The 22,924-nt window shown below is 72.6% G+C and carries 23 protein-coding genes and 1 pseudogene; 11 read left to right on the top strand and 13 right to left on the bottom strand.

Translation table 11 applies throughout. The annotated features are described in order from the left end of the window. Positions 1 to 3,420 carry an AfsR/SARP family transcriptional regulator gene (locus HW837_RS37630; RefSeq protein ID WP_045562829.1) on the bottom strand — a complete coding sequence of 1,140 codons (3,420 nt, stop codon included), beginning with the start codon at positions 3,418 to 3,420 and terminating at the stop codon, positions 1 to 3. Between the two features lie 163 nt (positions 3,421 to 3,583). On the opposite strand from HW837_RS37630, the gene HW837_RS37625 reads away from it, so the two are divergent. Beyond that, positions 3,584 to 4,384, top strand: a complete 801-nt coding sequence (locus HW837_RS37625) for a site-2 protease family protein (protein ID WP_093792282.1) — start codon at positions 3,584 to 3,586, stop codon at positions 4,382 to 4,384. A gap of 11 nt (positions 4,385 to 4,395) precedes the next feature. Here HW837_RS37625 and HW837_RS37620 read toward each other — a convergent pair whose 3' ends face one another. The 4 genes and pseudogenes from HW837_RS37620 to HW837_RS37605 all read right to left on the bottom strand — a co-directional run bounded on the left by HW837_RS37620 (position 4,396) and on the right by HW837_RS37605 (position 6,066). Continuing rightward, positions 4,396 to 4,572: a hypothetical protein gene (locus HW837_RS37620; RefSeq protein ID WP_177262136.1), complete on the bottom strand. Its 177-nt coding sequence runs from the start codon at positions 4,570 to 4,572 to the stop codon at positions 4,396 to 4,398. A 112-nt stretch (positions 4,573 to 4,684) separates the two neighbouring features. Continuing rightward, positions 4,685 to 5,413 carry an NADPH-dependent F420 reductase gene (npdG, locus tag HW837_RS37615; RefSeq protein WP_045562827.1) on the bottom strand — a complete coding sequence of 243 codons (729 nt, stop codon included), beginning with the start codon at positions 5,411 to 5,413 and terminating at the stop codon, positions 4,685 to 4,687. A 37-nt stretch (positions 5,414 to 5,450) separates the two neighbouring features. After that, positions 5,451 to 5,728, bottom strand: a pseudogene (locus tag HW837_RS37610) (sialidase family protein); the annotation flags it as partial. A 110-nt stretch (positions 5,729 to 5,838) separates the two neighbouring features. Next, positions 5,839 to 6,066: a hypothetical protein gene (locus HW837_RS37605; protein ID WP_045562826.1), complete on the bottom strand. Its 228-nt coding sequence runs from the start codon at positions 6,064 to 6,066 to the stop codon at positions 5,839 to 5,841. Between the two features lie 67 nt (positions 6,067 to 6,133). Here HW837_RS37605 and map point away from each other — a divergent pair, with 67 nt between their 5' ends. After that, entirely contained in the window at positions 6,134 to 6,991 is an 858-nt protein-coding gene (map, locus tag HW837_RS37600) for a type I methionyl aminopeptidase (RefSeq protein WP_045562825.1), read from the top strand. Between the two features lie 206 nt (positions 6,992 to 7,197). Further along, complete coding sequence (locus HW837_RS37595; RefSeq protein WP_045562824.1) at positions 7,198 to 7,866, top strand: biliverdin-producing heme oxygenase; 669 nt, start codon at positions 7,198 to 7,200, stop codon at positions 7,864 to 7,866. 126 nt (positions 7,867 to 7,992) lie between these two features. On the opposite strand, the gene HW837_RS37590 is transcribed toward HW837_RS37595, so the two are convergent. After that, positions 7,993 to 8,637 (bottom strand): PhzF family phenazine biosynthesis protein, encoded by a 645-nt coding sequence (locus HW837_RS37590; RefSeq protein WP_045562823.1) that lies wholly within the window; start codon positions 8,635 to 8,637, stop codon positions 7,993 to 7,995. A 242-nt stretch (positions 8,638 to 8,879) separates the two neighbouring features. Between HW837_RS37590 and HW837_RS37585 the strand changes: the two genes are divergently transcribed. The 6 genes from HW837_RS37585 to HW837_RS37560 all read left to right on the top strand — a co-directional run bounded on the left by HW837_RS37585 (position 8,880) and on the right by HW837_RS37560 (position 15,332). After that, complete coding sequence (locus tag HW837_RS37585; protein WP_234442826.1) at positions 8,880 to 9,896, top strand: FecCD family ABC transporter permease; 1,017 nt, start codon at positions 8,880 to 8,882, stop codon at positions 9,894 to 9,896. Then, on the top strand, positions 9,893 to 10,774 hold the full coding sequence (locus HW837_RS37580) for a heme ABC transporter ATP-binding protein (protein ID WP_193381689.1): 882 nt from the start codon (positions 9,893 to 9,895) through the stop codon (positions 10,772 to 10,774). Before HW837_RS37585 ends, HW837_RS37580 begins: the two co-directional genes overlap by 4 nt. 195 nt (positions 10,775 to 10,969) lie before the next feature. Then, positions 10,970 to 12,133, top strand: coding sequence for an iron uptake system protein EfeO (gene efeO / locus HW837_RS37575; RefSeq protein ID WP_045562822.1), 1,164 nt, complete (start codon positions 10,970 to 10,972; stop codon positions 12,131 to 12,133). A 24-nt stretch (positions 12,134 to 12,157) separates the two neighbouring features. Beyond that, positions 12,158 to 13,420: an iron uptake transporter deferrochelatase/peroxidase subunit gene (gene efeB / locus HW837_RS37570; RefSeq protein WP_193381688.1), complete on the top strand. Its 1,263-nt coding sequence runs from the start codon at positions 12,158 to 12,160 to the stop codon at positions 13,418 to 13,420. 3 nt (positions 13,421 to 13,423) lie between these two features. Further along, complete coding sequence (gene efeU / locus HW837_RS37565; RefSeq protein WP_045562820.1) at positions 13,424 to 14,299, top strand: iron uptake transporter permease EfeU; 876 nt, start codon at positions 13,424 to 13,426, stop codon at positions 14,297 to 14,299. Then, positions 14,256 to 15,332 (top strand): SCO2278 family lipoprotein, encoded by a 1,077-nt coding sequence (locus HW837_RS37560; protein WP_193381687.1) that lies wholly within the window; start codon positions 14,256 to 14,258, stop codon positions 15,330 to 15,332. The genes efeU and HW837_RS37560 overlap by 44 nt, the downstream gene beginning before the upstream one ends. A 32-nt stretch (positions 15,333 to 15,364) precedes the next feature. Here the strand turns inward: HW837_RS37560 and HW837_RS37555 are convergent, their stop codons facing one another. Beyond that, complete coding sequence (locus tag HW837_RS37555) at positions 15,365 to 16,117, bottom strand: bifunctional DNA primase/polymerase (protein WP_193381686.1); 753 nt, start codon at positions 16,115 to 16,117, stop codon at positions 15,365 to 15,367. 221 nt (positions 16,118 to 16,338) lie between these two features. Continuing rightward, positions 16,339 to 16,974: a TetR/AcrR family transcriptional regulator gene (locus HW837_RS37550; protein ID WP_045562817.1), complete on the bottom strand. Its 636-nt coding sequence runs from the start codon at positions 16,972 to 16,974 to the stop codon at positions 16,339 to 16,341. 124 nt (positions 16,975 to 17,098) lie between these two features. Here HW837_RS37550 and HW837_RS37545 point away from each other — a divergent pair, with 124 nt between their 5' ends. Further along, positions 17,099 to 17,299 carry a DUF6243 family protein gene (locus tag HW837_RS37545; protein ID WP_237270554.1) on the top strand — a complete coding sequence of 67 codons (201 nt, stop codon included), beginning with the start codon at positions 17,099 to 17,101 and terminating at the stop codon, positions 17,297 to 17,299. Between the two features lie 21 nt (positions 17,300 to 17,320). Here the strand turns inward: HW837_RS37545 and HW837_RS49760 are convergent, their stop codons facing one another. From HW837_RS49760 to HW837_RS37535, 3 genes are all read right to left on the bottom strand, one after another. Beyond that, a complete protein-coding gene (locus HW837_RS49760; RefSeq protein ID WP_269153791.1) occupies positions 17,321 to 17,443 on the bottom strand; it encodes a hypothetical protein in 123 nt (40 codons plus the stop codon). After that, positions 17,440 to 17,913 carry a GNAT family N-acetyltransferase gene (locus HW837_RS37540; RefSeq protein ID WP_045562863.1) on the bottom strand — a complete coding sequence of 158 codons (474 nt, stop codon included), beginning with the start codon at positions 17,911 to 17,913 and terminating at the stop codon, positions 17,440 to 17,442. The genes HW837_RS49760 and HW837_RS37540 overlap by 4 nt, the downstream gene beginning before the upstream one ends. A gap of 125 nt (positions 17,914 to 18,038) precedes the next feature. Then, positions 18,039 to 19,058, bottom strand: a complete 1,020-nt coding sequence (locus HW837_RS37535; RefSeq protein WP_045562815.1) for a small ribosomal subunit Rsm22 family protein — start codon at positions 19,056 to 19,058, stop codon at positions 18,039 to 18,041. Between the two features lie 83 nt (positions 19,059 to 19,141). Here HW837_RS37535 and HW837_RS37530 point away from each other — a divergent pair, with 83 nt between their 5' ends. Next, a complete protein-coding gene (locus tag HW837_RS37530) occupies positions 19,142 to 20,083 on the top strand; it encodes an aminoglycoside phosphotransferase family protein (RefSeq protein WP_193381684.1) in 942 nt (313 codons plus the stop codon). Positions 20,084 to 20,187: 104 nt separating this feature from the next. Here the strand turns inward: HW837_RS37530 and HW837_RS37525 are convergent, their stop codons facing one another. Then, the gene (locus HW837_RS37525) at positions 20,188 to 21,390 is read right to left on the bottom strand and encodes a serine hydrolase domain-containing protein (protein WP_093792293.1); all 1,203 of its coding nucleotides are present in this window, start codon (positions 21,388 to 21,390) and stop codon (positions 20,188 to 20,190) included. Beyond that, a complete protein-coding gene (locus HW837_RS37520) occupies positions 21,318 to 22,910 on the bottom strand; it encodes a multidrug effflux MFS transporter (protein WP_193382661.1) in 1,593 nt (530 codons plus the stop codon). The genes HW837_RS37525 and HW837_RS37520 overlap by 73 nt, the downstream gene beginning before the upstream one ends. Positions 22,911 to 22,924 lie beyond the last annotated feature (14 nt).

Raw genomic sequence — 22,924 nt, 5'->3', positions numbered from 1 at the left:
TCAGACGAGGGCGGCGGCCTCCTCACGGGAGAGGGCGCCGCCCTCGGCGTATGCCCGCTCGTAGGACGCGTCGTCCAGCAGGGCCCGGACCTCGCGCTCGGCCCGGACGCGGCCCTCGACCTCCCACGGGCCGGAGACGTGGCCCGGCGGCAGATGCGCGTCGGCGGCGCCGAGCAGGCGGGCCGCGTCGAGGGCGCGGGCCCCGCCGTCGACCCCCGCGACGGACGGGGCGGCGACGACGAAGTGGAGGGAGGGCATATGAGGCGTGACCACCAGGGCCAGCTTGTCCAGGCTCCGCTCCAGCGCCTTGCGGATCAGCCGCAGCGCCTCCTCGTGGCGTCCGAACGCCCCCTCCAGCCAGCCCTCCACACCGAGGAAGTAGCCCGCGAAGAGCACGAAGTCGGCGGCTTCGAAGTTCTCGCGCAACAGGGCGATCTGACGACGGGCCTCGGACTGCCGTCCGGTGCGGCCGAGGTGGATCGCGAGGAAGAGACGGGCCGCGGGCACCGCCTCACGGGCGGCGTGACGCCCGGCGTCCAGCACGTCGAACAGCAGCTTCTCGCCCCGCTCGCTCTCGCCGCCCTCCACGAGCACACTGCCGAGACGGACGCCGAGGATGCCCAACTGGGCGTTGGTGCCGAGCCGTTCGGCGTACTCGATGGCCCGCTCGTAGTCCGCCGCGGCGGACGCGAACTCACCCTGGCGCTCCCTGGCTTCGCCTCGTGCCGAGAGCGCCTCGGCGGCGCCCCAGGCGTCCCCGAGCCGGTCGAAGATCTCCAGCGACTCGTCGGCGTCGACGGTGGCGTCGCCCGCCCAGTCGCTGCGGTTGGCGAGGATGTTGGCCCTCATCTGCAGGGTCTGCGCCAACTCCCAGGTGTAGCCGAGCTCGCGGCAGGTGCGGATGTTGGCGTCCAGGATGGCGCGCAGCCGGTCCATGTCGCCGGTCAGCAGGACGGCGTAGAACCACATGAAGCCGGGGAAGCGGCAGGTCTGCGGCTGGCCCGGCCGGTACGTCTCGCTGATGACCCGCAGCCGCTCCTGGCCGGCGGGCGTCTCCCAGGCGGGCAACTCCATGTCCATACAGGCCAGATGGACGAGATGCGCGCCCCGCCGGGCCTCGTCGAGGACGTCCGGGCCCATGGGCGGCGGCCGGTCGACGGCGCGTCCGGGCACGTCCGGCACGGGGCGCGCGGGGGCGGTGAAGGGATCCGGGCCGAGGTCCTTGACCTGGGCGGACCAGTGGCGGGCCTCGGCCTTCAGGTCGCGCATCTGCCAGTACCAGCACAGCGACAGGGTCAGACAGAGCGCCTCCTGCTCGTCCCGCTCGGCGACGGCGCGTCTGAGCGCGGTGCGGATGTTCTCGTACTCCAGCTCCAGCAGCTCGATCGCGGCGCGCTGGCCGGAGCCGCGCAGCAACGGGTCGGTGACACGGACGAGTTCGCGGTAGTACGTGAGGTGCGCGCGTTCGGCGGCGGGGCGGGTGCCCGTCTCGTCCAGGCGCTCCCCGGCGTACTCCACGACGGTCTCCAGGAGCCGGTAGCGCATCTCCGCGCCGGCGGAGCCGCCGGTGCCCGGGCCGTCGGCGTCCGTCCCGGTCGCGGGGGCAGCCACGACCAGGGACTTGTCGACGAGGGAGCCGAGCGCCTCCAGCGCGGCGGGGCCGCAGACCGCCTCGGCGGCGGCCAGGTCGCAGCCGCCGGCGAACACCGACAGCCGCCGTAGGACGTCCCGTTCGTCCTCGTCGAGGAGTTCCCAGGACCAGTCGACGACCGCGCGCAGGGTCTGCTGGCGGGGCAGCACCGTACGGCTGCCGGAGGTGAGCAGCCGGAAACGGTCGTCGAGACGGTCGGCGATCTGGCGGGGCGTCAGCATCCGCAGGCGGGCCGCCGCCAGCTCGATCGCGAGCGGCAGTCCGTCGAGGCGGCGGCAGATCTCGGCGGCGGCCTCCGGGTCGGCTTCGACGGTGAAGCCGGGCCGGGCGGCCGCTCCCCGGTCGGCGAGCAGGCGCAGCGCGTGGGGTTCCGTCAGCGGTTCCACCGGGCGCAGCAACTCCCCTGGTACGCCGAGGGGTTCACGGCTGGTGGCCAGGACGGTCAGCCCCGGGCAGTGCCGGAGGAGGTGGTCGACGAGGTGGGCGGCGGCGTCCACGACGTGTTCGCAGTTGTCGAGGATCAGCAGCATGCGGCGGCCGGCGCAGTGCTCGGCGAGGCGGACCATGGCGTCGTCGTGGCGGTCCGCCCCGACGCGCATCTCCTCGGCGCCGGCGCCCCTCAGCACGGTCTTGCGGGCGCCGAGGGCGGTGAGGACGGCCTCCGGGACGTTCGCGGGGTCGTCCACGGGGGCGAGTTCGGCGAGCCAGACTCCGTCCGGCATGGCTGCGGCCACCGCGTCGCCGGCCTCCTGGGAGAGGCGGGTCTTGCCCGCGCCGCCGGGGCCGAGGAGGGTCACGAGGCGGGTGGTGGTGAGGTCGTCGCGGATCGTGTCCAGGTCGGTGTCGCGGCCCACGAAGGAGGTGAGGCGGGCGCGGAGGTTGCCCGGGGGGCGGGTGGGGTGGGGGTGCCGGTGGGGTTTTTCGCCCCCGCCGCCCCTACCCGTCCCTTCCTCCAGGGGCTGCGCCCCTTCGACCCCCGGGCGTCCGTCCGGTGGGGGCTGGTCGCGCGGTTCCCCGCGCCCCTGACGGGGCGCGGGTTCGTCCGACCGCAGGAGTTCTGTGTGCAGTCTGCTGAGCACCGGGCCCGGGCTCGTGCCCAGGCGGTCCGCCAGGAGGCGGCGTATCCGCTCGTAGGCGGCCAGGGCCTCCGCCGTGCGGCCGGTGTCGCGGAGGGCGCGCAGGCGGAGGGCCTGGAGGGGTTCGTCGAGGGGGTGGGTGTCGCAGAGGGCGGTGAGGTCGGGCAGCGCGGTGTCGGGGCGGCCGAGGGCGAGGGCGGCGGTGAGGCGGGTGCGGTGCGCGTCGAGGCGACGGGTCTCCCAGCGGGCGGCCTCGGCGGCGCGGTCGGGGAGGTCGGCGAGGGGCGGGCCCTGCCAGAGGGCGAGCGCGTCGTCGAGGACGTCGGCGGCCTTGGCCGGGTCACCGTCGGCGAGCGCGCGGGCGCCCTCGTCCGCGAGGCGGTCGAAGCGGTGCAGGTCGACGTCGTCGCGGGTGGCCGTGAGCCGGTAGCCGCCGTTCACCGAGGCGACCGCGTCCGGGCCGAGCGCCCTGCGCAGCCGGCCGACCAGCGCCTGCAGCGCGCCGGGCGCGTCGGCGGGCGGATCGTCGGACCACACCTCGTCGACGAGGAGGGCCGCGGGCACCGTACGTCCCGGCCGTAGCGCGAGCACGGTCAGCAGAGCACGCAGCCGCGCGCCCCCGACGGGGACGGGGGTGCCGTCGGACTGCAGGGCCTGGGTGGTGCCGAGGATGCGGTAGCGCACGAGGTCCATTGTCTCTGTCGGGATCGAGAACCGGGTCGGGGTTCGGGTGTCCGGCGTATCCCCCCACCTTGCTAGGAACTCCGAGGCGATCGCGAGACGTTTTCGCCGTGTCCCGGTACCGTCGGGGCGTCCATACGAGTGATCGCGTCGCATCGACCCAGCTAGGAGTTCCATGACCACCGCCGCGTCCCGCCGGAGCGACCGGAGGATCAGCCCCGTGTTCGTGGGGATCGTGGCCGTCATGGCGGTCACGGGATGGGCCACGTGGACCGGGTTCGCCGAGCAGCCCGGCCTCGCTGTCTTCCTTTTCGTCACCTCGGCCTGGGTGGTCTCCCTCTGTCTGCACGAGTACGCCCACGCCCGTACGGCCCTGCACAGCGGTGACATCTCCATCGGCGCCAAGGGCTATCTCACCCTCAACCCTCTCGCCTACACCCATGCCCTGCTCAGCATCGTGCTGCCCGTCGTCTTCGTGATCATGGGTGGGATCGGGCTGCCCGGTGGTGCGGTGTTCATCGAGCGGGGGCGGATCCAGGGCCGCTGGAGGCACAGCCTGATCTCGGCGGCGGGCCCGCTGACGAACGTGCTGTTCGCGGCCGTCTGCACCGCGCCCTTCTGGCTGGGCGTCACCGACGGGGTCCCGGCCGCCTTCCTCTTCGCCCTCGCCTTCCTGGCGATGCTCCAGGTCACTGCGGCGATCCTGAACTTCCTCCCGGTGCCCGGCCTGGACGGGTACGGCGTCATAGAGCCCTGGCTGTCGTACAAGATCCGTCGCCAGGTGGAGCCGCTGGCACCCTTCGGGCTGCTGCTGGTCTTCGCTGTGCTGTGGATCCCCGCGGTGAACGGCGTGTTCTGGGACGTGATCGACGCGTTCATGCGAGGCCTCGGGATCGAGGACCAGCTGTCCGACTGCGGCTACTGGCTCTACCGCTTCTGGCGCGAGGACAGCGACATCTGCCTCACGGGGATGTGACGGCCGCGTGATCAGCCGACGGAGCGCTCCAGCTTGGCCTTGCGCACGTAGTACCAGGTCATGTTGGACGACAGGCCGGCCATCAGCACCCACACGACACCCAGCCAGCTGCCCCGGCTGAAGGAGACCACGGCCGCGGTGACGGCGAGGAGACAGACGACGAGGGCGTACACGGCGAGGCGGGGCATGGGGGTCGGCTCCTGACAGGGCGGTCCGGTCGGACGAGGCGGTACGGCCTCCAGTGTCCCCCATGCCCGGGGGCTCTCGTGCCTAGTGCCCGCGCATCGGGCCGCCCGTCGGCTACACGTCGGTCAGGCGGACGCCCGCGTGGGCCTTGTAGCGGCGGTTCACGGAGATCAGGTTGGCGACCAGGGACTCGACCTGGTGGGCGTTGCGCAGGCGGCCGGCGAAGATGCCGCGCATGCCGGGGATGCGGCCGGCCAGCGCCTGCACGATCTCGACGTCGGCCCGCTCCTCGCCGAGGACCATCACATCGGTGTCGATCTCCTCGATCTCCGGGTCCTCCAGGAGGACGGCGGAGAGGTGGTGGAAGGCGGCGGCGACCCGCGAGTCGGGCAGCAGGGCGGCGGCCTGCTCGGCGGCGCTGCCCTCCTCCGGCTTCAGCGCGTAGGCGCCCTTCTTGTCGAAGCCGAGGGGGTTCACGCAGTCGACGACGAGCTTGCCGGCCAGTTCCTCGCGCAGTGACGTGAGGGTCTCGCCGTGCCCGTCCCACGGCACGGCGACGATCACGATGTCGCTGCGGCGGGCGGTCTCGGCGTTGTCGGCGCCCTCGACGCCGTGTCCGAGGTCCTGGGCGACGCCCTGTGCGCGGTCGGCCGCCCGCGACCCGATGATCACCTTCTGGCCCGCCTTGGCGAGCCGGTAGGCGAGGCCCTTGCCCTGCGGACCGGTGCCGCCGAGCACGCCGACGACGAGCCCCGAGACGTCCGGCAGGTCCCAGGGGTCCTTGGCGGGGGCCTTCGCGGGAGCCTGCGCGGCGGACTGGTGTGCACTGTCAGTAGAGGTCATGGGCCGACTTTACGTGCGGGCCCGGGGCCGGAGACGGTCAGGTGAGCGCGGTCACGGGGATCCGGCGGAACGTGATCGTCTCGTACGCGCCGAAGTCGCCGGTCCCGTAGAGCAGTCCGACGGTGTCCCGGTCGACGCGCGGGCGAGGTCGCAGTACGCGGCGGGCAGCCCGTCGACGGTGTGGACGGGGCGCCAGGTGACGCCGTGGTCGGTGCCGGCGCGGACGGTCATCAGGGCGCGGAAGCCGGGGTCGGCGGGCCCGGAGTGGAGGAGCAGGTCGGGGTCGCGGAGCTGGAGGACGCTGCCCTCGACGACGACCTGCGCGATTCCCCGTCGGGGCGGCCTCGACGCTCCCGCGTGGCAGCGGGCTCCGTACGACGGCCGCCCCTCGACTCCCGCGCAGTGGTGGGGAGGCGTTCGGCGGGTCAGGCGCCGGGCTCCCCGGATCGGGTGTCGTGCCACCGGGGGTCCGTCTCCCAGTCCGCGTTGCGTTCCTGGGCCGTCTCCATGGCCCGGGCGGCTTCCTGGCGGGAGGCGTAGGGGCCCATGCGGTCCTTGCCGGGGCAGTCGGGCCCCTCTTCGACCTTCTTGTGCTCCAGGCAGTAGAACCATTCACCGGGCTTGCCGGCCGTACGCCGTTTGAACAGGGGCATGACCTGAGTTCCCTTCGCCAGTCGTCACCGACATGGTCCCCCACCACCGCTGGTTAAACTCGCTGGCATGTCTGGCCAGTCGCTGCTCGCACCGGGGAAGCTCTCCCCCGCCCGCCCCGTTCCGGGGAACATCCGCCGTCCCGAGTACGTGGGCAAGCCCGCCCCGACTCCGTACACCGGGCCGGAGGTGCAGACCCCGGAGACCATCGAGGCGATGCGGATCGCCGGCCGGATCGCGGCCCGCGCGATGGCCGAGGCCGCCAAGCACATCGCCCCCGGCGTGACCACGGACGAGCTGGACCGGGTCGCGCACGAGTACATGTGCGACCACGGGGCCTACCCCTCGACGCTCGGCTACCGCGGCTTCCCCAAGTCGCTGTGCACCTCGGTCAACGAGGTCATCTGCCACGGCATCCCCGACTCGACCGTGCTGAACGACGGCGACATCGTCAACCTGGACGTGACGGCGTACATCGGCGGCGTCCACGGCGACAACAACGCCACCTACCTGGTGGGAGAGGTCGACGAGGAGTCGAGACTGCTCGTCGAGCGGACCCGTGAGTCGCTCGCCCGGGCCATCAAGGCGGTCAGGCCGGGGCGGCAGATCAACATCATCGGGCGCGTCATCGAGTCGTACGCGAAGCGGTTCGGGTACGGGGTCGTGCGCGACTTCACCGGGCACGGCATCAACTCCTCGTTCCACTCCGGGCTGATCGTCCCGCACTACGACTCCCCGCACGCCACCACCACCATCCAGACCGGGATGACCTTCACGATCGAGCCGATGCTCACGCTCGGGTCGTACGACTACGACATGTGGGACGACGGCTGGACGGTCGTGACGAAGGACCGCAAGCGGACCGCGCAGTTCGAGCACACCCTGGTGGTCACGGAGACCGGCGCGGAGATCCTCACGCTGCCATAGCTCCGCCTCAGCCTGGAATCAGGAGAGAACCCGCCGTCGGCCTCTGGTCGGCGGCGGGTTCTTTCGTGCGTGGATTCGATGTGGGGGCGGTGGGGATCCGGGGTACCGTTTTACCGACAGGGAGTCGGGAACCTGTTGACTTAGGTAAGCCTAACCATAGAAAATGACGGCAGGTTCTCGTCCACCCCTCGGCACCGGAGGCCTCCATGAACGCGTCGGTCACCTCGGACACGGCGTTCTCCACGCTCATCCGCACCGCCTCGCACGAACAGCACACGGAGGCGGAGACCACGACGTTCATGGGCGACATGCTGGGCGGCAAGCTCGGCGTCGAGGCCTACACGCGGTACACCGAGCAGCTGTGGTTCGTGTACGAGGCACTGGAGAGCGCCGCTCCGGCGCTGGCCGACGACCCGGTCGCGGGCCCGTTCGTCCAGCCCGAGCTGATGCGGCTCGGCGCGCTGGAGCGGGACCTGGAGCATCTGCGCGGCCCCGGCTGGCGGGCGACGCTCACGGCCCTGCCGGCGACCGAGGAGTACGCGGCGCGGGTCGCGGAGTGCGCGCGCACCTGGGCCGGCGGGTATGTGGCCCACCACTACACGCGCTACCTCGGTGACCTCTCCGGCGGACAGATCATCCGGGACCGGGCCGAGAAGACGTGGGGCTTCGCCAAGAAGGGCGACGGCGTGCGGTTCTACGTCTTCGAGGAGATCACCAACCCGGCCGCGTTCAAGCGGGGTTACCGGGAGCTGCTGGACCGGGTGCGGGCCGACGATCTGGAGAAGCAGCGGATCGTGAGCGAGTGCAAGCGGGCGTTCGCGCTCAACACCGCGGTCTTTCTTGCTTTGGGGGACGAGTTTCCGTTGAGTGCGTAGGCGCTGCGCTCGCTTGGCCGGCGGGGTTTGGGGACGCAGGGGTTGTGGGTTCGGTGCGGGCGGGTGGGGGCTGGGCGCGCAGTTCCCCGCGCCCCTTAGATGCGACCCCCTGTCGCCAAAGGCGCCCTAGCGCTCCAGGAAGACCCTGCCCCCGACCTCCACCCAGCCGTGCGGCTGGGGGGCTGTCAGGAGTTGGGAGCCGGTGCCCTGGGTGATGTTCAGGGCTCGGCCCAGTTGGGCGGTGAGCTGGAGGGCCGCGGCGCCGGTGGCCTCGTCCTCCTCGATGCCGTCGCCGCGGCCGGGGAAGGCGCGGGCGCGGATACGGCCGGCGGCCTCGTCCTCCCACGCCCAGGCGTAGATCCACTCGCCGGGCGGCGGAACGCGCAGGTCGTCGATCTCGGCAGCGGAGGCGTACTGGCGGAAGGTGCGGGGCGGGGCCCACTCCGGCAGGGCCTCGATCCAGCTGAACTCCCCGTCCAGCCGGGCCCCGACCACACCGGCCTGGGTGACCAGTTCGGGTACGTCGAGCAGCCAGGCCGCGCCCACACACGGGTATCCGGCGAAGGGCAGGCGCTGCGAAGGGGTGTAGATGTCGATGACACCGCGCTCGGGGTCGTCCACGAACACGGTCTCGCTGAAGCCGAGTTTGGCGGCGAACTCCTGGCGCTCGGCAGCGTCGGGCATGACGGAGCCCTCGCGGACGACGCCCAGTTCGTTGCCGTATCCGCCGCGGGGTCCGCAGAACACCCGCAGCACATCGAAGTCGGTCACCCCCGCATTGAAACATCAACCAGGCCCCGGGTCGTACCAGGTCACCGCAGTGCCGGGGATCGACCGGGCAGGGCCGTCCCCCCCACCCCTGAGAGGACCAAGTGACCGTACTGGACAAGCCGGTCGAGCCGGAGAGGGCCGACGGCTCCGACGGGGCGGGCGGGACCGGCGGGGCGGGCGGGGGTGTGACGGGCCGCCCCGAGAAGGAGCGGACCTCCGGTGCCGGGCGCCGGCGTGCCCCGCTGCTCCTCACCGTCGGCCTCGTCGTCGCGCTGTTCGTGCTGATCCCGGTGGCCGGCGGGCTCGGGGCCTATCCGATCCCCACCGGTGACGTGGTCTCCTCGGTCGCCCACCGGCTCGGGCTCGGCGGGGCGGAGCTGGCGCGCGTCCCCGAGTCGGTCCTGTGGAACGTGCGGTTCCCGAGGATCGTGCTGGCGTTGCTGATCGGCGCGTCGCTCGGGTGCGCGGGGGCGCTGATGCAGGGCGTCTTCGGCAACCCGCTGGCGGAGCCGAGTGTCATCGGGGTCTCGCTGGGCGCGGCGGTGGGCGCGGTCGCGGCGATCGCGTTCGGGATCACGTTCCTCGGCACCTGGACGGTGTCGGTCCTCGCGTTCGTCGCCGGGCTGATCACCGTGTTCGTGGTGTACGCGATGTCGCGGTCGGGCGGCCGGACCGAGGTCGTGACGCTGATCCTGACCGGTATCGCGGTGAACGCCTTCGCGGGCGCCACGATCGGGCTGTTCATCTTCCTCGCGGAGGACACGGCGGCCGTCAACCAGATCACGTTCTGGCAGCTGGGCTCGCTCGCGCAGTCGACGTGGCCGAAGGTGCTGGCCGTGCTGCCGTGCGCGGTGATCGGGCTGGCCGTGGCGCCGTTCTACGCGCGCCGGTTGGACCTGCTCGCGCTGGGTGAGCGGCCGGCGCGGCATCTCGGGGTGGACGTGGAGCGGCTGCGGGTCGTGCTGATCCTGGTCGTCGCGCTGCTGACCGCCGCCGCTGTGAGCGTGTCGGGCGTCATCGGGTTCGTGGGGCTCGTGGTCCCGCATCTGCTGCGGATGGCGGCCGGGCCGGGGCACCGGTTCCTGATCCCGGGCAGCGCGCTCGCCGGGGCGGTCGTGCTGCTGGCGGCGGACCTCGCGGCCCGCACGATCGTCGAGCCGGCCGAGCTGCCGCTGGGTGTCCTCACCGCGCTGATCGGCAGCCCGTTCTTCTTCTGGCTGCTCCGCAGGACCCGTCGCAAGCAGGGAGGCTGGGCATGAGGGTCACATCGGGCACGGCGTCGCTGCGTGCGCTGCTTCTGGGGCGGCTGCGTTCGGGGGCGCCCACTCCCCCGCCTCCGTCCGGCCCCGGTGAGGTCCTCGCCGAGGCCGACGGCGTCACCGTCCGCCTCGGTGCGCGCGAGGTCCTGCACGGTGTGTCGGTCGCGGCCCGCGCGGGTGAGGTGCTCGCGCTGGTCGGGCCCAACGGCGCGGGCAAGTCGACGCTGCTGGGCGCGCTGGCGGCCGACCTGCCGGTGACCGGTGGGGTCGTACGGGTGCACGGGCGCCCGGTGGGTGACTGGTCGGCGCCCGAACTGGCGCTGCGGCGGGCCGTGTTGCCGCAGGCCGCGATGCTTTCGTTCCCCTTCACCGTGGAGGAGGTCGTACGGATGGGGCGGGCGCCCTGGGCGCGGCAGCCGGGCGGGGAGGGTGAGGAGGACTCCGACGACGTGGCCGTGGCGGAGGCGATGGCCCTGACCGAGGTCAGCGGATTCGCGGCGCGGCCGTTCTCCGCGCTGAGCGGCGGCGAGCGCGCCCGGGTGGCGTTGGCGCGGGTGCTCGCGCAGCGGGCGCCGCTGCTGATGCTGGACGAGCCGACGGCCGCGCTGGACCTCAGGCATCAGGAGCTGGTGCTGCGGGTGTGCCGGGAGCGGGCGCGGGCCGGGGACGCGGTGGTCGTCGTCCTGCACGATCTCGGGCTCGCGGCGGCGTACGCGGACCGGGTGGCCGTGCTGCGCGACGGGCGGATCGCGGCGGACGGACCGCCGGCCGGGGTCTTCGAGGAGGGGCTGCTGTCGGAGGTGTACCGGCAGCCCGTGGAGGTGTTCCCGCATCCGCGGACGGGCGATGTCCTGATCACACCGAAACGGGGTTCTTGACCACGGAATGGCTCTCTTGACCGGCTCTTGACCGGATGATGAGGGCTGTTTTGAGCCACCGTGATCGGGCTGTGCTCGTACGGCTCCGGAGAGCGGGATTCACTGGGGGTACGGCGTTTGGTGAGGTAAGCCTCAGATAACTTGTGGCGACCTCACCTTCTCTGTGTGTCCCCTGTGTACTCCCTTGGAGCCGAAATGCGCCCCCTCAGTCGCCCCTTCAGACTCTCCGTCGTCACCGCCGCCACGACCGTGGCGGCCCTGACCGCCGTCACCGGCTGCACCGAGAAGAGCAGCGCGGGCGCGGACGGGGTCATCGCGGTGACCGCGACCGACACCTCGTGCGAGGTGTCGAAGAAGGAGTTCCCGGCGGGTCATGTCGAGCTGGCCATCGAGAACAAGGGCTCCAAGGTCACCGAGGTCTACGTCCTGTTCCCGGACGACCGGGTGGTGACGGAGCGCGAGAACATCGGCCCCGGCACCAAGCAGAAGGTCACCGCCGAGGTGAAGGAGGGCGAGTACCAGATCGCCTGCAAGCCCGGCATGAAGGGCGACGGCATACGGCAGGCCGTGACGGCCACCGGCAGCGGGAAGATCGCCGAGCGCGACCCCCGGCTCGACAAGGCGGTCGCCTCGTACCGCAAGTACGCGCAGGCGCAGGCCGACGAGACCATTCCGCTGGTGAAGGTGTTCGCCGAGGCCGTCAAGGACGGGGACGTCGAGGCCGCGAAGAAGGCGTACGCGCCCTCCCGCATCGGCTGGGAGCGCACCGAGCCGGTCGCCGAGTCCTTCGGTGACATCGACCCGAAGGTGGATGTGCGCGAGGACGGTCTGGAGGAGGGCCAGGACCCGGAGAAGGACTGGACGGGCTGGCACCGTCTGGAGCGCTCGCTGTGGCAGGACGGCAAGCTCACCGACCGCGACTCCGAGCTGGCCGACCAGCTGGTGACCGACCTGGAGGACTGGCGCAAGCGGGTCGGCAAGGCGGAGATCACCCCGACCTCCATGGCCAACGGCGCCAAGGAGCTCCTCGACGAGGTAGCCACCGGCAAGGTCACCGGCGAGGAGGAGCGCTACTCGCACACCGACCTCGTCGACTTCAAGGCCAACGTCGAGGGCGCCGAGGAGTCGTACGAGCTGCTGAAGTCCGTCGCCGCCGAGAACGACCCGGAGCTGACGAAGGAACTCGACAAGCAGTTCGCGGCGCTGAACACGCTCCTCGACAAGTACCGCGCCGACAAGACCGGGTACGACTTCGTCTCCTACGACAAGGTCGGCAAGGCCGAGCGCAAGGAACTGTCGGACGCGGTCAACGCGCTCGCCGAGCCGCTGTCGCAGCTCGCCGCGGCGGTCGTCAAGTAACCGGTTCGATACGGGAGTCGACTGATGACGGAAGCGACGGAATCGGACAGCAACGCCCAGGCGCCCAGCCGGCGCGCGCTGATCGGCTGGGGCGGTGCCGGGCTCGCGCTCGGTGCCGCCGCGGCCGGCGGCGCGGTCGCCGTGGCGCGCACCGGCGACGACACGGCCCCCACGGCCGGGGCGGCCGTCGCCTTCCACGGCGCGCACCAGGCCGGGATCGCCACGCCCGTGCAGGACCGGCTGCACTTCGCCGCGTTCGACGTGGAGACGGACGACCGCGACGCGTTCGTGGCGATGCTCAAGGACTGGACGGCCGCCGCGCGCCGGATGACGGCCGGGAAGGCGGTCGGCGACGGCGCGTACGGCGGCCTGCCGGAGGCCCCGCCGGACGACACCGGCGAGGCGCTGGGGCTGAAGCCGTCCCGGCTGACGCTGACGATCGGGTTCGGGCCGTCGCTGTTCGAGAAGTTCGACCTCGCGGGGCGGCGCCCCGAGGCCCTGGTGGACCTGCCGCAGTTCGCCGGCGACAACCTCGACAGGGCTCGCAGCGGCGGGGACCTCTGCGTCCAGGCCTGTGCGGACGATCCGCAGGTGGCGGTGCACGCCGTCCGCAACCTCGCCCGCATCGGCTTCGGCAAGGTGTCGGTGCGCTGGTCGCAGCTCGGGTTCGGCAAGACCTCCTCGACGACGCCCGAGGCGCAGACCCCGCGCAACCTCATGGGGTTCAAGGACGGCACCCGCAACATCGCGGGCACCGAGACGGACCGGCTGAAGAAGTTCGTGTGGGTGGACGAGAAGGACGTCGACACGGACTCCGCCTGGATGACCGGCGGTTCGTACCTCGTCGCCCGGCGCATCCGGATGCACATCGAACCCTGGGACCGGACCTCCCTGAAGGAGCAGGAGGACATCTTCGGCCGCGACAAGGGCGAGGGCGCGCCGGTCGGCAAGGCGAAGGAGCGGGACGAGCCGTTCCTGAAGGCGATGCTGCCCGACGCGCACGTCCGGCTCGCGCACCCCGACTCCAACGGCGGGGCGACACTGCTGCGGCGCGGCTACTCCTTCACCGACGGCACGGACGGCCTCGGCCGGCTGGACGCGGGCCTGTTCTTCCTCGCGTACCAGCGTGATGTGCGCCGGGGGTTCATCCCGGTGCAGCGCAATCTGGCCACGGACGCGCTCAACGAGTACATCCAGCACGTGGGTTCGGCGATCTTCGCGGTGCCGCCGGGCGTCCGGGACTCGGACGACTGGTGGGGCCGGGCGCTGTTCTCGAAGGAGGCCTAGGCCGTGTTCGCGAACTATCTGATCGGTCTGCGGGAGGGCCTGGAGGCCAGTCTCGTCGTCTGCATCCTCATCGCCTATCTGGTGAAGACGGACCGACGGGACGCGCTGAAGCCCATCTGGATCGGGATCGGGGTCGCCGTCGGGCTGGCCCTCGCCTTCGGCTGCGTCCTCGAATTCGGCTCCCAGGAGCTGACGTTCCAGGCGCAGGAGGCGCTCGGCGGCTCTCTGTCGATCATCGCGGTGGGCCTGGTGACCTGGATGGTCTTCTGGATGCGGCGCACCGCCCGTCATCTCAGGGCCGACCTGCACGGCAAGCTGGACGCGGCCCTGCGGATGGGCACGGGCGCGCTGGTGGCGACCGCGTTCCTGGCGGTGGGCCGGGAGGGCCTGGAGACCTCGTTGTTCGTGTGGACGTCGGTGCGGGCGTCGAGCGACGGCACCGAGGGCCCGCTGATCGGCGTTCTGCTGGGCCTGGCGACGGCGGTGGTGCTCGGCTGGCTGTTCTACCGGGGCGCGCTGCGCATCAACCTCGCGAAGTTCTTCACCTGGACCGGCGGCATGCTGGTCGTGGTCGCGGCCGGTGTCCTCGCGTACGGCTTCCACGACCTCCAGGAGGCCGACTTCGTGCCCGGTCTGACGGACAAGGCGTTCGACATCTCCGGGACGATCCCGCCGGACAGCTGGTACGGAACGCTCCTGAAGGGTGTGTTCAACTTCCAGCCCGACCCCACGGACCTGCAAGTCACGGTCTGGCTCCTCTATCTGATCCCGACGCTCGCGCTGTTCCTCGCCCCGGTAGGGTTCGCCTCCGGGAAGGGGAAGGTGAAGATTCCTGATGAGCAGGGTGCGCGGGATTCGGAGCCCACTGAGGCTTCGTGAGGTTCGTCCGGTTCGTACGGGCGGGAGGTTCCTCGGGATGCGTCGCCGGGGCGGGCTGCGCGCGTACGGCCGTGCCGCGCTGGTGACCACGGCGGTGACCACGCTGTCGTTGACGGCGAGCGGGTGCGTCGTGGTGCGGGGCGATCTGGAGGTCCTCCCCACGGCGACCCAGGCGGAGGCGGAACGCGCGCTGCGGGACTTCACCACCGCGTACAACAAGGCGGACAAGGCCAACGACCAGTCCCAGGACGCCGCCCGGGTCACCGGCGCGCTCGCGGACATCGACGGCGGCAAGCTCCGCTCGGGCGCGAAGATCAACCCGGGCGGCAATCCGAACCATGTGCCGCTCGAACTGGCCGACATCACGTACACGATCCCGGAGAAGGCGGGCTGGCCGCGCTGGTTCGTCGCCGACGCCACCGCCAACAAGGGCGACAAGACGGCCCGTTGGCTGTTCGTGTTCACCCGGGACGGGCTGACGGATCTGTGGGAGGTCTCCTTCCTCACCATCGTGCCCGCCGCCGACATGCCCGAGTTCAAGAAGGACGCGGACGGTCACGCCCAGGCGGTGCGGCCCGACGACGCCGAACTCTCCGTGGAGCCCGCGCAGTTGCCCGACCGGTACGTGACGTACCTGAGGGAGGACAGCGCGCTCTTCGCGGACGGCCCGTACACCTCCGAGGAGCGTGCGCGGCGCCAGCGCAACGCGGAGAAGCCGGGCCTGGCGCGGCAGTACATCGACGAGGCCCTCACCAACGGCGACTACGCGCCGGTCGGTCTGCGCACCACGGACGGCGGGGCGCTGGTCTTCTTCACCACCCGCCACTACCAGAAGCAGACCGCCGCGCAGGGGGTGAGCATCCCCGTCAACGACGCGGCCGTGCGCGCCCTGATGACGGGTGAGCCGAAGCAGTCGCTGACCCTGGAGTTCGTGAACAACCAGGCCGTCCTCGACCCGGCGAAGACGCGGTCCGACCAGCAGGTGCGGGTCGTGAGCCAGGTGGGCGGGCTGACGGGCGCCAAGGGCGAGTAGGGGCCGACCCGCCGGGCGGCCGCCGGGTGGTGTCAGCCCCGGGAGGGCCAGGCCGCGTTCGCGTGGTCCGGCTGCTCCCCCACATGGCGCGAGCAGGCGTCGGTGAGGATCTCCAGCAGGGTCAGCGGGTCCGGCAGCGGGTGCTCGGGGCCGCGCACCCAGTGGACGCCGAGGTCACCGGGGAGCCGGGCCGGCGGAACGAGGACGTAGGACCCCCGGCAGTGCCAGCGCAGTCCGGGGTGCTCGTCCATGGTCTCGGGGTGGCAGTCCAGCTCGCAGGGCCACCACTCGTCCTCGTCCTCGGGGGTGCCCCGGGTGAGGGTGAAGAAGAGGAGCCGTCCCTGGTCGGACTCCGACTCGAACTCCGCGACGGGGCCGACCTCGATCCCGGCGGCGAGCAGCCGCTCCAGGGCCTCGCGTCCGGCGGCGATCGGGACGTCCAGCACGTCGTGGACCATGCCGGTCGCGGTGATGAAGTTGGCCTCCGGCTGGTGCCGGGCCCAGCGCTCGATCTGGCCGCGGTCGGTGGTGGACTGCGTCTGCCAGGCGAACGACACCGGGTGCCGGGCGGGGGTGGGACAGCCGACGCGGTCGCACGAACACCGGAAGCCCGAGGGGTACGCGGCGGGCGCGAGCGGCAGTCCGGCGGCGGCCGAGGCGAGCAGCAGCTCCTCACGCCCGGTGTCGTCGGCGGCCGGATCGAGCGGGCGGCCCGGACGACGGGCACGCAGCCACTCGGAGAACCTGCCCTGCCGACCGCTCCGGCCGCCGAACGTCGCGCTCATCTATCGCCTCGCCTCGCTGTGGTGCGGACAGCATGTCCCCATGGTCCCACCACTCTGCGCGGCGGGTGGCCTGAGCCCCCGTTCGGGGTAGGTGGGGCGATGCCGGAGCGCGGACAGGGATGGTGCGCTATCCCGCTCTTTGAGGTGATTTACCGCCCACGCCCCGGCCCCGCTTGATCGACGCCGGGTCGCCTTGGTCACACTCCGGCGGGTCGGCCAGGTCAGCGGGGCGCGAGGCCGTGCAGGGCGTATTCGACGAGGGCGTCCGTGTACTCGTACGAGATGGGGCCCGTGTACTGGAGCCAGCGCTGGGCGAGCGGGGAGACGAAGAGTTCCAGGGCGATGCGCGGGTCGATGTCGGGGCGTACGGCACCCTGTTCCTGGGCCGCGCGCAGCCGCTTCACGTACAACTGGAGCTGGGGTTCGAGCAGTTTGCCGACGAACTCGACGCCCAGCTCGCGGTTGATCACTCCCTCGGCGGCAAGGGCGCGGGACGGGACCTCGAACTTGGGGTCGAGGAGTTCGTCGACGGTCGCGCGCAGGACCGCCTTGAGGTCGGCCTCCAGATCCCCGGTGTCCGGGATCTCGTACTCGGCCCTCTCCCCGATCACCTCGGGCCGGGCCGCGGCGTCCGCCGCCTGGGCGCTGAGATCGATGAACGCCTCCAGCAGCACCTCCGCCTTCGAGGACCACCACCGGTAGATCGTCTGCTTGCCGACGCCCGCGCGGGCGGCGATGCCCTCGATCGTCGTCTTCTGGTACCCGACCTCGCCGATGAGGGCGAGGGCGGCGTCGTAGATGGCGCGACGCGACTTCTCGCTGCGCCGGGCGGAATCAGGGGCGGTCTTTTTGGCCATGCCCCGAATTTATCAGGTTGACAAGACGGTACGTCTCGCCTCATGGTGGTGAACCTAGGCGAGACGAACCGTCTCGCGTGGTCGAGATGGGGAGAGTGTCATGACCCGAGGTGGAGCAGGAAACATGCTGGGAGTGGGCGGCGCCCGCCGGAACCTCGGCCGCAAGGCCCTGCGCGGCGGCCCCGCGAGCGGCCGCGTCGGCGGGGGCCTCGACCCCCAGGCCCAGAAGCGGGAGCTGCTGCGCAAGCTCCAGGAGAAACGGCAGGAGGGGCGCGCGGCGGAGAGCCGTTCGGAGGAGGGCCGTAGAGCCGGCGAGTCGTCGTGAACCGGCGAGGGGACCGCCGTCTCAGCGGTTCCCGAGGCGGTTGTGGAGCTGGACCACGGCGAAACAGGCGGTGGTGGCGGGCAGATCGCGGGTCTTGAGGTCCATCCAGCAGGACTCGCCCGGGGAGCCGGGGACGGCGGTCATTCGGCGAGCTCCAGTAGGCCGACCGTCTGGCTGCCGCTGGTCTCGCCCGTCGTGCGGAAGCCGAGGCCGAGGTAGAAGTCCTCCGGGCCGTCGGGGCCGGGGTGCCAGGTGACGAAGAGGCGGTCGCCGCCCCGGCGGCGGATCTCGTCGGCCACGGACGCGACGGCGAAGCGGCCGTACCCCCTCCCCTGCTCGTCGGCGGCGATGTTGAGCCGCCAGAGCCCGGAACGGATGTCGGTGCCCGAGCCGTCGCCCTTCCAGTCGATGTCGAGGAAGGCCATCAGGAACCCGACCGCGCGCTCGCCGTCCATGATGAGCCGGGGCCAGGCGACCCCGGGGTGGACGTACGCCTCGGCCAGCGACTGCGCGACCGGCTCGACGAGGTGTTCCTGATCGGGACGGACCCGGACGCCGAGCGCGGCGGCGAGGTTGGCGGGGGTGATCTCGGCCAGGTGCGGGGTGGTGGACATGATCAATGAGATAGCCGCAGACCGCGTGGGCGGCGCAACTTCTTTTTCGCCGGACCGGACCACGCGCCGGACCACCGCTGGACCGCGCACCGGACCGCGCACGGGCCGCAGCGAGGTCGGCGAGGTCAGGACGTCCGGTCGTCGTCCCCGGGCGGCGGCGGCCAGCTGTCGCCCCAGTCCGCGTCGCGGGCCGCCCGGTACAGCGGGCCGTGGCGCTTGGTGACCGTGGTCCGGGTGAGGGCCGGCTCGGGTGCGCAGAGGTCGAGGAGGACCTGGCCCTTGCGGATCTGGGGCCTGCGGACGATGCGGGAGGAGGCCGGGGCCGGGGGGAAGCGGGTGGCGGCGACGTAGCTGAACTTCTCGTCCTCGTACGACAGGGAGCCGCCCTTGACCTGGCGGTGCAGGGAGGAGCGGCTGACCCGGGCCGAGAAGTGGCACCAGTCCTCGCCGGGGACGATCGGGCAGGCGGCGCTGTGCGGGCAGGGGGCGGCGATGTGGAAGCCGGCGGCGATCAGGCGGTCGCGGGCCTCGATGACCCGGGCGTAGCCGTCGGGCGTGCCGGGCTCGATGATCACGACGGCCTGCGCGGCGGTCGCGGCCGCCTCGACGACGGCCGTGCGGTCGGCCGCGGTCAGCTCGCCCAGGACATAGGAGACGGTGACGAGGTCGGTGCTGTCGAGGGTGAGCGCCGAGCCGATCCGGGAGCGCTGCCACTCGGCGGACTTCAGCTCCGGGTGGGCGGCGGCGATCTCCCGGCCTAGCGCGAGCGCCGGCTCGGCCCAGTCGAGCACCGTGACCGGCCGCGCGCCCTCCCAGGTCGCGTTCACCGCCCAGGTCGCCGCGCCCGTGCCCCCGCCGATGTCCACATGGCCGGCGGGCGCCCACCCGGGCACCGCCGCCGCGAACGCCTCCAGCGCCGAGCACACCGCCTCGAACGTCGCCGGCATCCGGTACGCCGCGTACGCGACGACGTCCGACCGGTCCCGCAGCACGGGCGCGTCCGTCGGTGTCCGCCCCCGGTAGTTCGTGATCAGCCGCTCGACCGCCTGGGTCGCCGACTTCGGCGGCAGCCCGTCGAGCAGACCGGCGAGGGCGGCACGGAGGGCGTCGGCCGAAGAGGGGGCGGAGGAGGCGGGGGCGTTCACGGGGCGATTCTACGAGGGGGCGCGAGCGTGCCGGCCGCCCCGGCCCCGCTCCCCGGGGCCGGGGCGGGGCGTAGGGTGCCGGGATGATCGAGGTACCCGACGCGTTCGTACGGAGCACGGTCGAGCGGGAGGGCGAGCCGGGGGCGGCGTGGCTCGCCGAACTGCCGCGCGTCGTGGGCGAGTTGCTGGACCGGTGGGGGTGTGCGCCGGACGGGGACGTCGTGCACGGCGGTGTCGGGGTGATCGTCCCCGTGGCGCGGCGGGGAGAGCCCGACGCCGTCCTGAAGGTGTCGTTCCCGCACCCGGGGAACGTCCATGAGCCGGACGCCTTCGAGGCCTGGGGCGGGTGTGGGGCCGTACGGCTGTACCGGCGCGACGACGAGCGGTTCGCGATGCTGCTGGAACGGGTCCGGCCGTCGACGCTGGCGGACCTCGGCGACGAGGACGAGATCGTGACCGTCGCCGGGCGGCTGAGCCGGCGGCTGGCCGTGCCCGCGCCGGCCGGGCTGCCCCGGCTGCGGGAGCGGACCGGCGCCTGGGCGGAGGAACTGCGCGCGGACGCCGGGGAGCTGACGCACGCGCTGCCCCGCCGCACGGTGGACGCCGCGCTGGCCACGCTGCGTGAGCTGGGGCCCGACCAGCCGGAGACCGTCGTGCACGGCGATCTCCACGCCAGGAACATCCTGCGGGCCGAGCGTGAGCCGTGGCTGGCCGTCGACCCCAAGGGGCTGGCGGGGGACCCCGCGTACGACGGTGGCACGCTGCTGAAGTCGCGAGCGCTGAGTCTCATCGCGGCGGACGACCTCGGCGCGGCCGTCCGCCGGGTGCTGGACGTCTTCGCCGAGGCGGCCGAGGTCGACGGGGAGCGGCTGCGGCGCTGGGCGCAGGTGGAGGCCGTGCGCGCCGCGTTCCACGCCCGGCGCCACGGGTTCCGGGTGGCGCGCGGCGGCCCCCGCCTGGAATGGCTCATCGCGTTCGTGGACCACCTGGCGGAGCGGCTGACCGCCCCGGCCCACCCGCACTGAACCGCGACACGATCAGCCACCGGCCGCGTACCCGGGTCGCGATGCGCGGCACCTCGCGACCCGCCCGCGCGCCGCGCCGCGGCCGGCTTCAGGGCTCCGGCCCGTCACATCCCCCGTACCGCCCGCGCCAGCCGGGTCCCCGCCGCCGCCCGGGCCCTGTTGACCGGGTCGCGGCGGCGGGGGTGGACCGCGTTGGTGAGGAGGACGAGGAAGGTGTCCGTCGCCCGGTCCAGGACCAGGGACGTGCCCGTGAAGCCGGTGTGGCCGGCGGCTCCCCGGCCCGCCAGCCCGCCCATGAACCAGGGCTGGTCGAGGGCGAAGCCGAGGCCCGGCGGGGTCAGCATCAGCTCGACGAAGTCGGGGCCGAGTATGCGGGCGGGGCCGTAGGAGCCGCCCGCCAGCAGGGTGCGACAGAAGACGGCCAGGTCGCGGGCGGTGGAGAAGAGACCCGCGTGGCCGGCGACACCGCCGAGGGACCAGGCGTTCTCGTCGTGGACCACACCGCGGACCATGCCCCGGTCCGCCTTCGCCCAGGGCCGGCGCTGGTCCTCGGTCGCCGCGGCCGCCGGGCAGGGGCCGAAGGTGGTCGACACCATGCCCAGGGGGTGGGTGATGCCGTCGCGGATCAGCACGTCGAGGGTCCGGCCGGTGAGGCGTTCCAGGACGTGCTGGAGGAGCAGGAGGTTCAGGTCGGAGTAGACGTGGGCCGTGCCCGGGGTCGCCGTCGGGGCCTCCGCGCGGAGCATCGCCAGCCGGGCGGCCGGCGAGGGGCAGTCGTACAGCGGGAGTTCGGGGCGCAGCCCGGAGGTGTGGGTGAGGAGGTGGCGGACGGTGAGGCCGTGCGCGGCGGCGCCCGTGAAGTCGGGGAGGTACGCCGCCACCTTCGCGTCGATGCCGAGGGTGCCGCGCTCCAGTTGCTGGACGGCGGCCACGGCGGTGAAGAGCTTGGTGAGGGAGGCCAGGTCGAAGGGGGTGTCCGGCCGCGCCGGGATCCGGGCGGCGGGCGGCAGCTCCACTCCGGTGTCGGCGCGCTCGTCGTAGGCCTCGTAGCGGACGGCCCAGCCCGCGGCCTCCTCGACGGCGACGACGGGGCCGCGGCCGGCGAGGACCACGGCGGCGGGGGCCAGGGGGCGGTCGCCTTCCGTCAGCGCGCGCACCTCTCGCCCGAGATGGCGCAGTTCCTCGGGGTCGAGTCCGGCCCGTTCCGGGGTGTCCGTGCGCAGTCTCGGCGCGCTCAGCTCTCCGCTCCCTCCACCGTCGTACTCGTCGTACCCGTCGAAGTACCCACTGCCGTACGCCTGTTCCAAGGACGGCACAGTGCCACGAAGCAGACCGCGGCCACCAGTGTCGCGGACAGCTGGACGACGGCCATGGGGACGGCCGTGTCCTCTCCCGCGACGCCGACCAGGGGGGACGCTATCGCGCCGATCAGGAAGGACGAGGTACCCAGCAGGGCCGACGCGGAACCCGCCGCGTGGCGTACCCGCATCAGGGCGAGCGCCTGGGTGTTGGGCAGGGTGACGCCCATCGCGGACATCAGCACGAAGAGGGCGGCCGACACCGGGACGAGGCCGACCTCGCCGAAGACGCCGAGCGACATCAGCAGCAGCGCGGTCGCGGAGACGGCGACGACGGTGAGGCCGACGGCGAACACCTTGTCCAGGCTGACCCGGCCGACCAGGATCTTGCCGTTGATCTGGCCGACGATGACGAGGCCGACGGAGTTGACGCCGAAGAGCAGGCTGAAGGTCTGCGGGGAGGCGCCGTAGATCTCCTGGATCACGAACGGGGAGGCGCTGATGTAGGCGAAGAGGGCGGCGAAGGCGAAGCCGCCGGCGAGCGTGTAGCCCATGAAGACCCGGTCGGCGAGCAGGCCGCGCATGGCGTGCAAGGTCTCGCCGATGCCGCCGCCGTGGCGTTCGGCGGGGGCGAGCGTCTCGGGGAGCTTCGCCCAGACGACCGCGAGCAGGGCGAGGCCGATGGCGATGAGGACGACGAAGACGCCCCGCCAGTCGGTGACGCGGAGGATCTGGCCCCCGATCAGCGGCGCGACGATCGGGGCCACTCCGGAGACCAGCATCAGCGTCGAGAAGAAGCGGGCCATCGCGTCGCCGTCGTACAGGTCGCGGACCACCGCCCGCGCGATGACGATCCCGGCCGAACCGGCGAGGCCCTGCACCACGCGGAAGGCGACGAGGGTCTCGATGGTGGGGGCGAGGGCGCAGAGCGCGGTGGCGACGATGTAGACGGCGAGGCCGAGGAGGAGGGGGCGCCTGCGGCCCCAGCGGTCGCTCATCGGGCCGATCAGCAGCTGGCCGAGCGCCATGCCGGCGAGGCAGGCGGTGAGGGTGAGCTGGACCGTCGTGGCGGGGGCGTGGAGGGAGGTGGTGACCTCCGGCAGGGCCGGGAGGTACATGTCCATCGCGAGCGGCGGCGTGGCGGTGAGCCCGCCGAGGATGAGGGTGACGAGGAGCCCGGTGCGGCGCAGGGCGGTCTGGCCCGGCTGCGGCTGTGGCTGTGGCTGCGGCTTTCCGAGGGACCCCGCCGATGCCGGAGAACCGGCCTGTACGGAGGAACCGCCCTCTACGGAGGAACCGCCCTCTACGGAGGAAGCAACCTGTGCGGAGGAAGCCGCCTGCGCTGGGGAGACGGCCTGCACGGAGAACGCGGCCGGTCCTGGGGAGACGGCCTGCACGGACGACGCGGCCGGTGCGGGAGAAAAGCCCCGCCCCGGCGTCCCGGGCCGGACAGGCCCCGTGCGCCCCGCCGCCTGCGCCCCCGTGTTCGGCTCGGCCGGTGCCGAGCCGGGTATGTGCCCCTCGGGCATGTGCCCCTCCCTCT

It is taken from the genome of Streptomyces caniscabiei, assembly GCF_014930365.1.
Lineage (GTDB): Bacteria > Actinomycetota > Actinomycetes > Streptomycetales > Streptomycetaceae > Streptomyces > Streptomyces caniscabiei.
This window is presented reverse-complemented; position numbering and strand designations above follow the sequence as displayed.

Excerpts from the sequence above, each read along its gene's own strand:
- HW837_RS49760 (WP_269153791.1), bottom strand. The coding sequence starts at position 17,443 with ATGACCGCCGTCCCCGGCTCCCCGGGCGAGTCCTGCTGGATGGACCTC.
- HW837_RS37520 (WP_193382661.1), bottom strand. The coding sequence starts at position 22,910 with ATGCCCGAGGGGCACATACCCGGCTCGGCACCGGCCGAGCCGAACACG.
- HW837_RS37545 (WP_237270554.1), top strand. The coding sequence starts at position 17,099 with ATGCTGGGAGTGGGCGGCGCCCGCCGGAACCTCGGCCGCAAGGCCCTG.
- efeO (WP_045562822.1), top strand. The coding sequence starts at position 10,970 with ATGCGCCCCCTCAGTCGCCCCTTCAGACTCTCCGTCGTCACCGCCGCC.
- HW837_RS37630 (WP_045562829.1), bottom strand. The coding sequence starts at position 3,420 with ATGGACCTCGTGCGCTACCGCATCCTCGGCACCACCCAGGCCCTGCAG.
- HW837_RS37540 (WP_045562863.1), bottom strand. The coding sequence starts at position 17,913 with ATGTCCACCACCCCGCACCTGGCCGAGATCACCCCCGCCAACCTCGCC.
- HW837_RS37605 (WP_045562826.1), bottom strand. The coding sequence starts at position 6,066 with ATGCCCCTGTTCAAACGGCGTACGGCCGGCAAGCCCGGTGAATGGTTC.
- HW837_RS37620 (WP_177262136.1), bottom strand. The coding sequence starts at position 4,572 with ATGCCCCGCCTCGCCGTGTACGCCCTCGTCGTCTGTCTCCTCGCCGTC.
- HW837_RS37530 (WP_193381684.1), top strand. The coding sequence starts at position 19,142 with ATGATCGAGGTACCCGACGCGTTCGTACGGAGCACGGTCGAGCGGGAG.
- HW837_RS37580 (WP_193381689.1), top strand. The coding sequence starts at position 9,893 with ATGAGGGTCACATCGGGCACGGCGTCGCTGCGTGCGCTGCTTCTGGGG.
- HW837_RS37550 (WP_045562817.1), bottom strand. The coding sequence starts at position 16,974 with ATGGCCAAAAAGACCGCCCCTGATTCCGCCCGGCGCAGCGAGAAGTCG.
- map (WP_045562825.1), top strand. The coding sequence starts at position 6,134 with ATGTCTGGCCAGTCGCTGCTCGCACCGGGGAAGCTCTCCCCCGCCCGC.
- HW837_RS37560 (WP_193381687.1), top strand. The coding sequence starts at position 14,256 with ATGAGCAGGGTGCGCGGGATTCGGAGCCCACTGAGGCTTCGTGAGGTT.
- HW837_RS37555 (WP_193381686.1), bottom strand. The coding sequence starts at position 16,117 with ATGAGCGCGACGTTCGGCGGCCGGAGCGGTCGGCAGGGCAGGTTCTCC.
- HW837_RS37595 (WP_045562824.1), top strand. The coding sequence starts at position 7,198 with ATGAACGCGTCGGTCACCTCGGACACGGCGTTCTCCACGCTCATCCGC.
- HW837_RS37625 (WP_093792282.1), top strand. The coding sequence starts at position 3,584 with ATGACCACCGCCGCGTCCCGCCGGAGCGACCGGAGGATCAGCCCCGTG.
- npdG (WP_045562827.1), bottom strand. The coding sequence starts at position 5,413 with ATGACCTCTACTGACAGTGCACACCAGTCCGCCGCGCAGGCTCCCGCG.
- efeB (WP_193381688.1), top strand. The coding sequence starts at position 12,158 with ATGACGGAAGCGACGGAATCGGACAGCAACGCCCAGGCGCCCAGCCGG.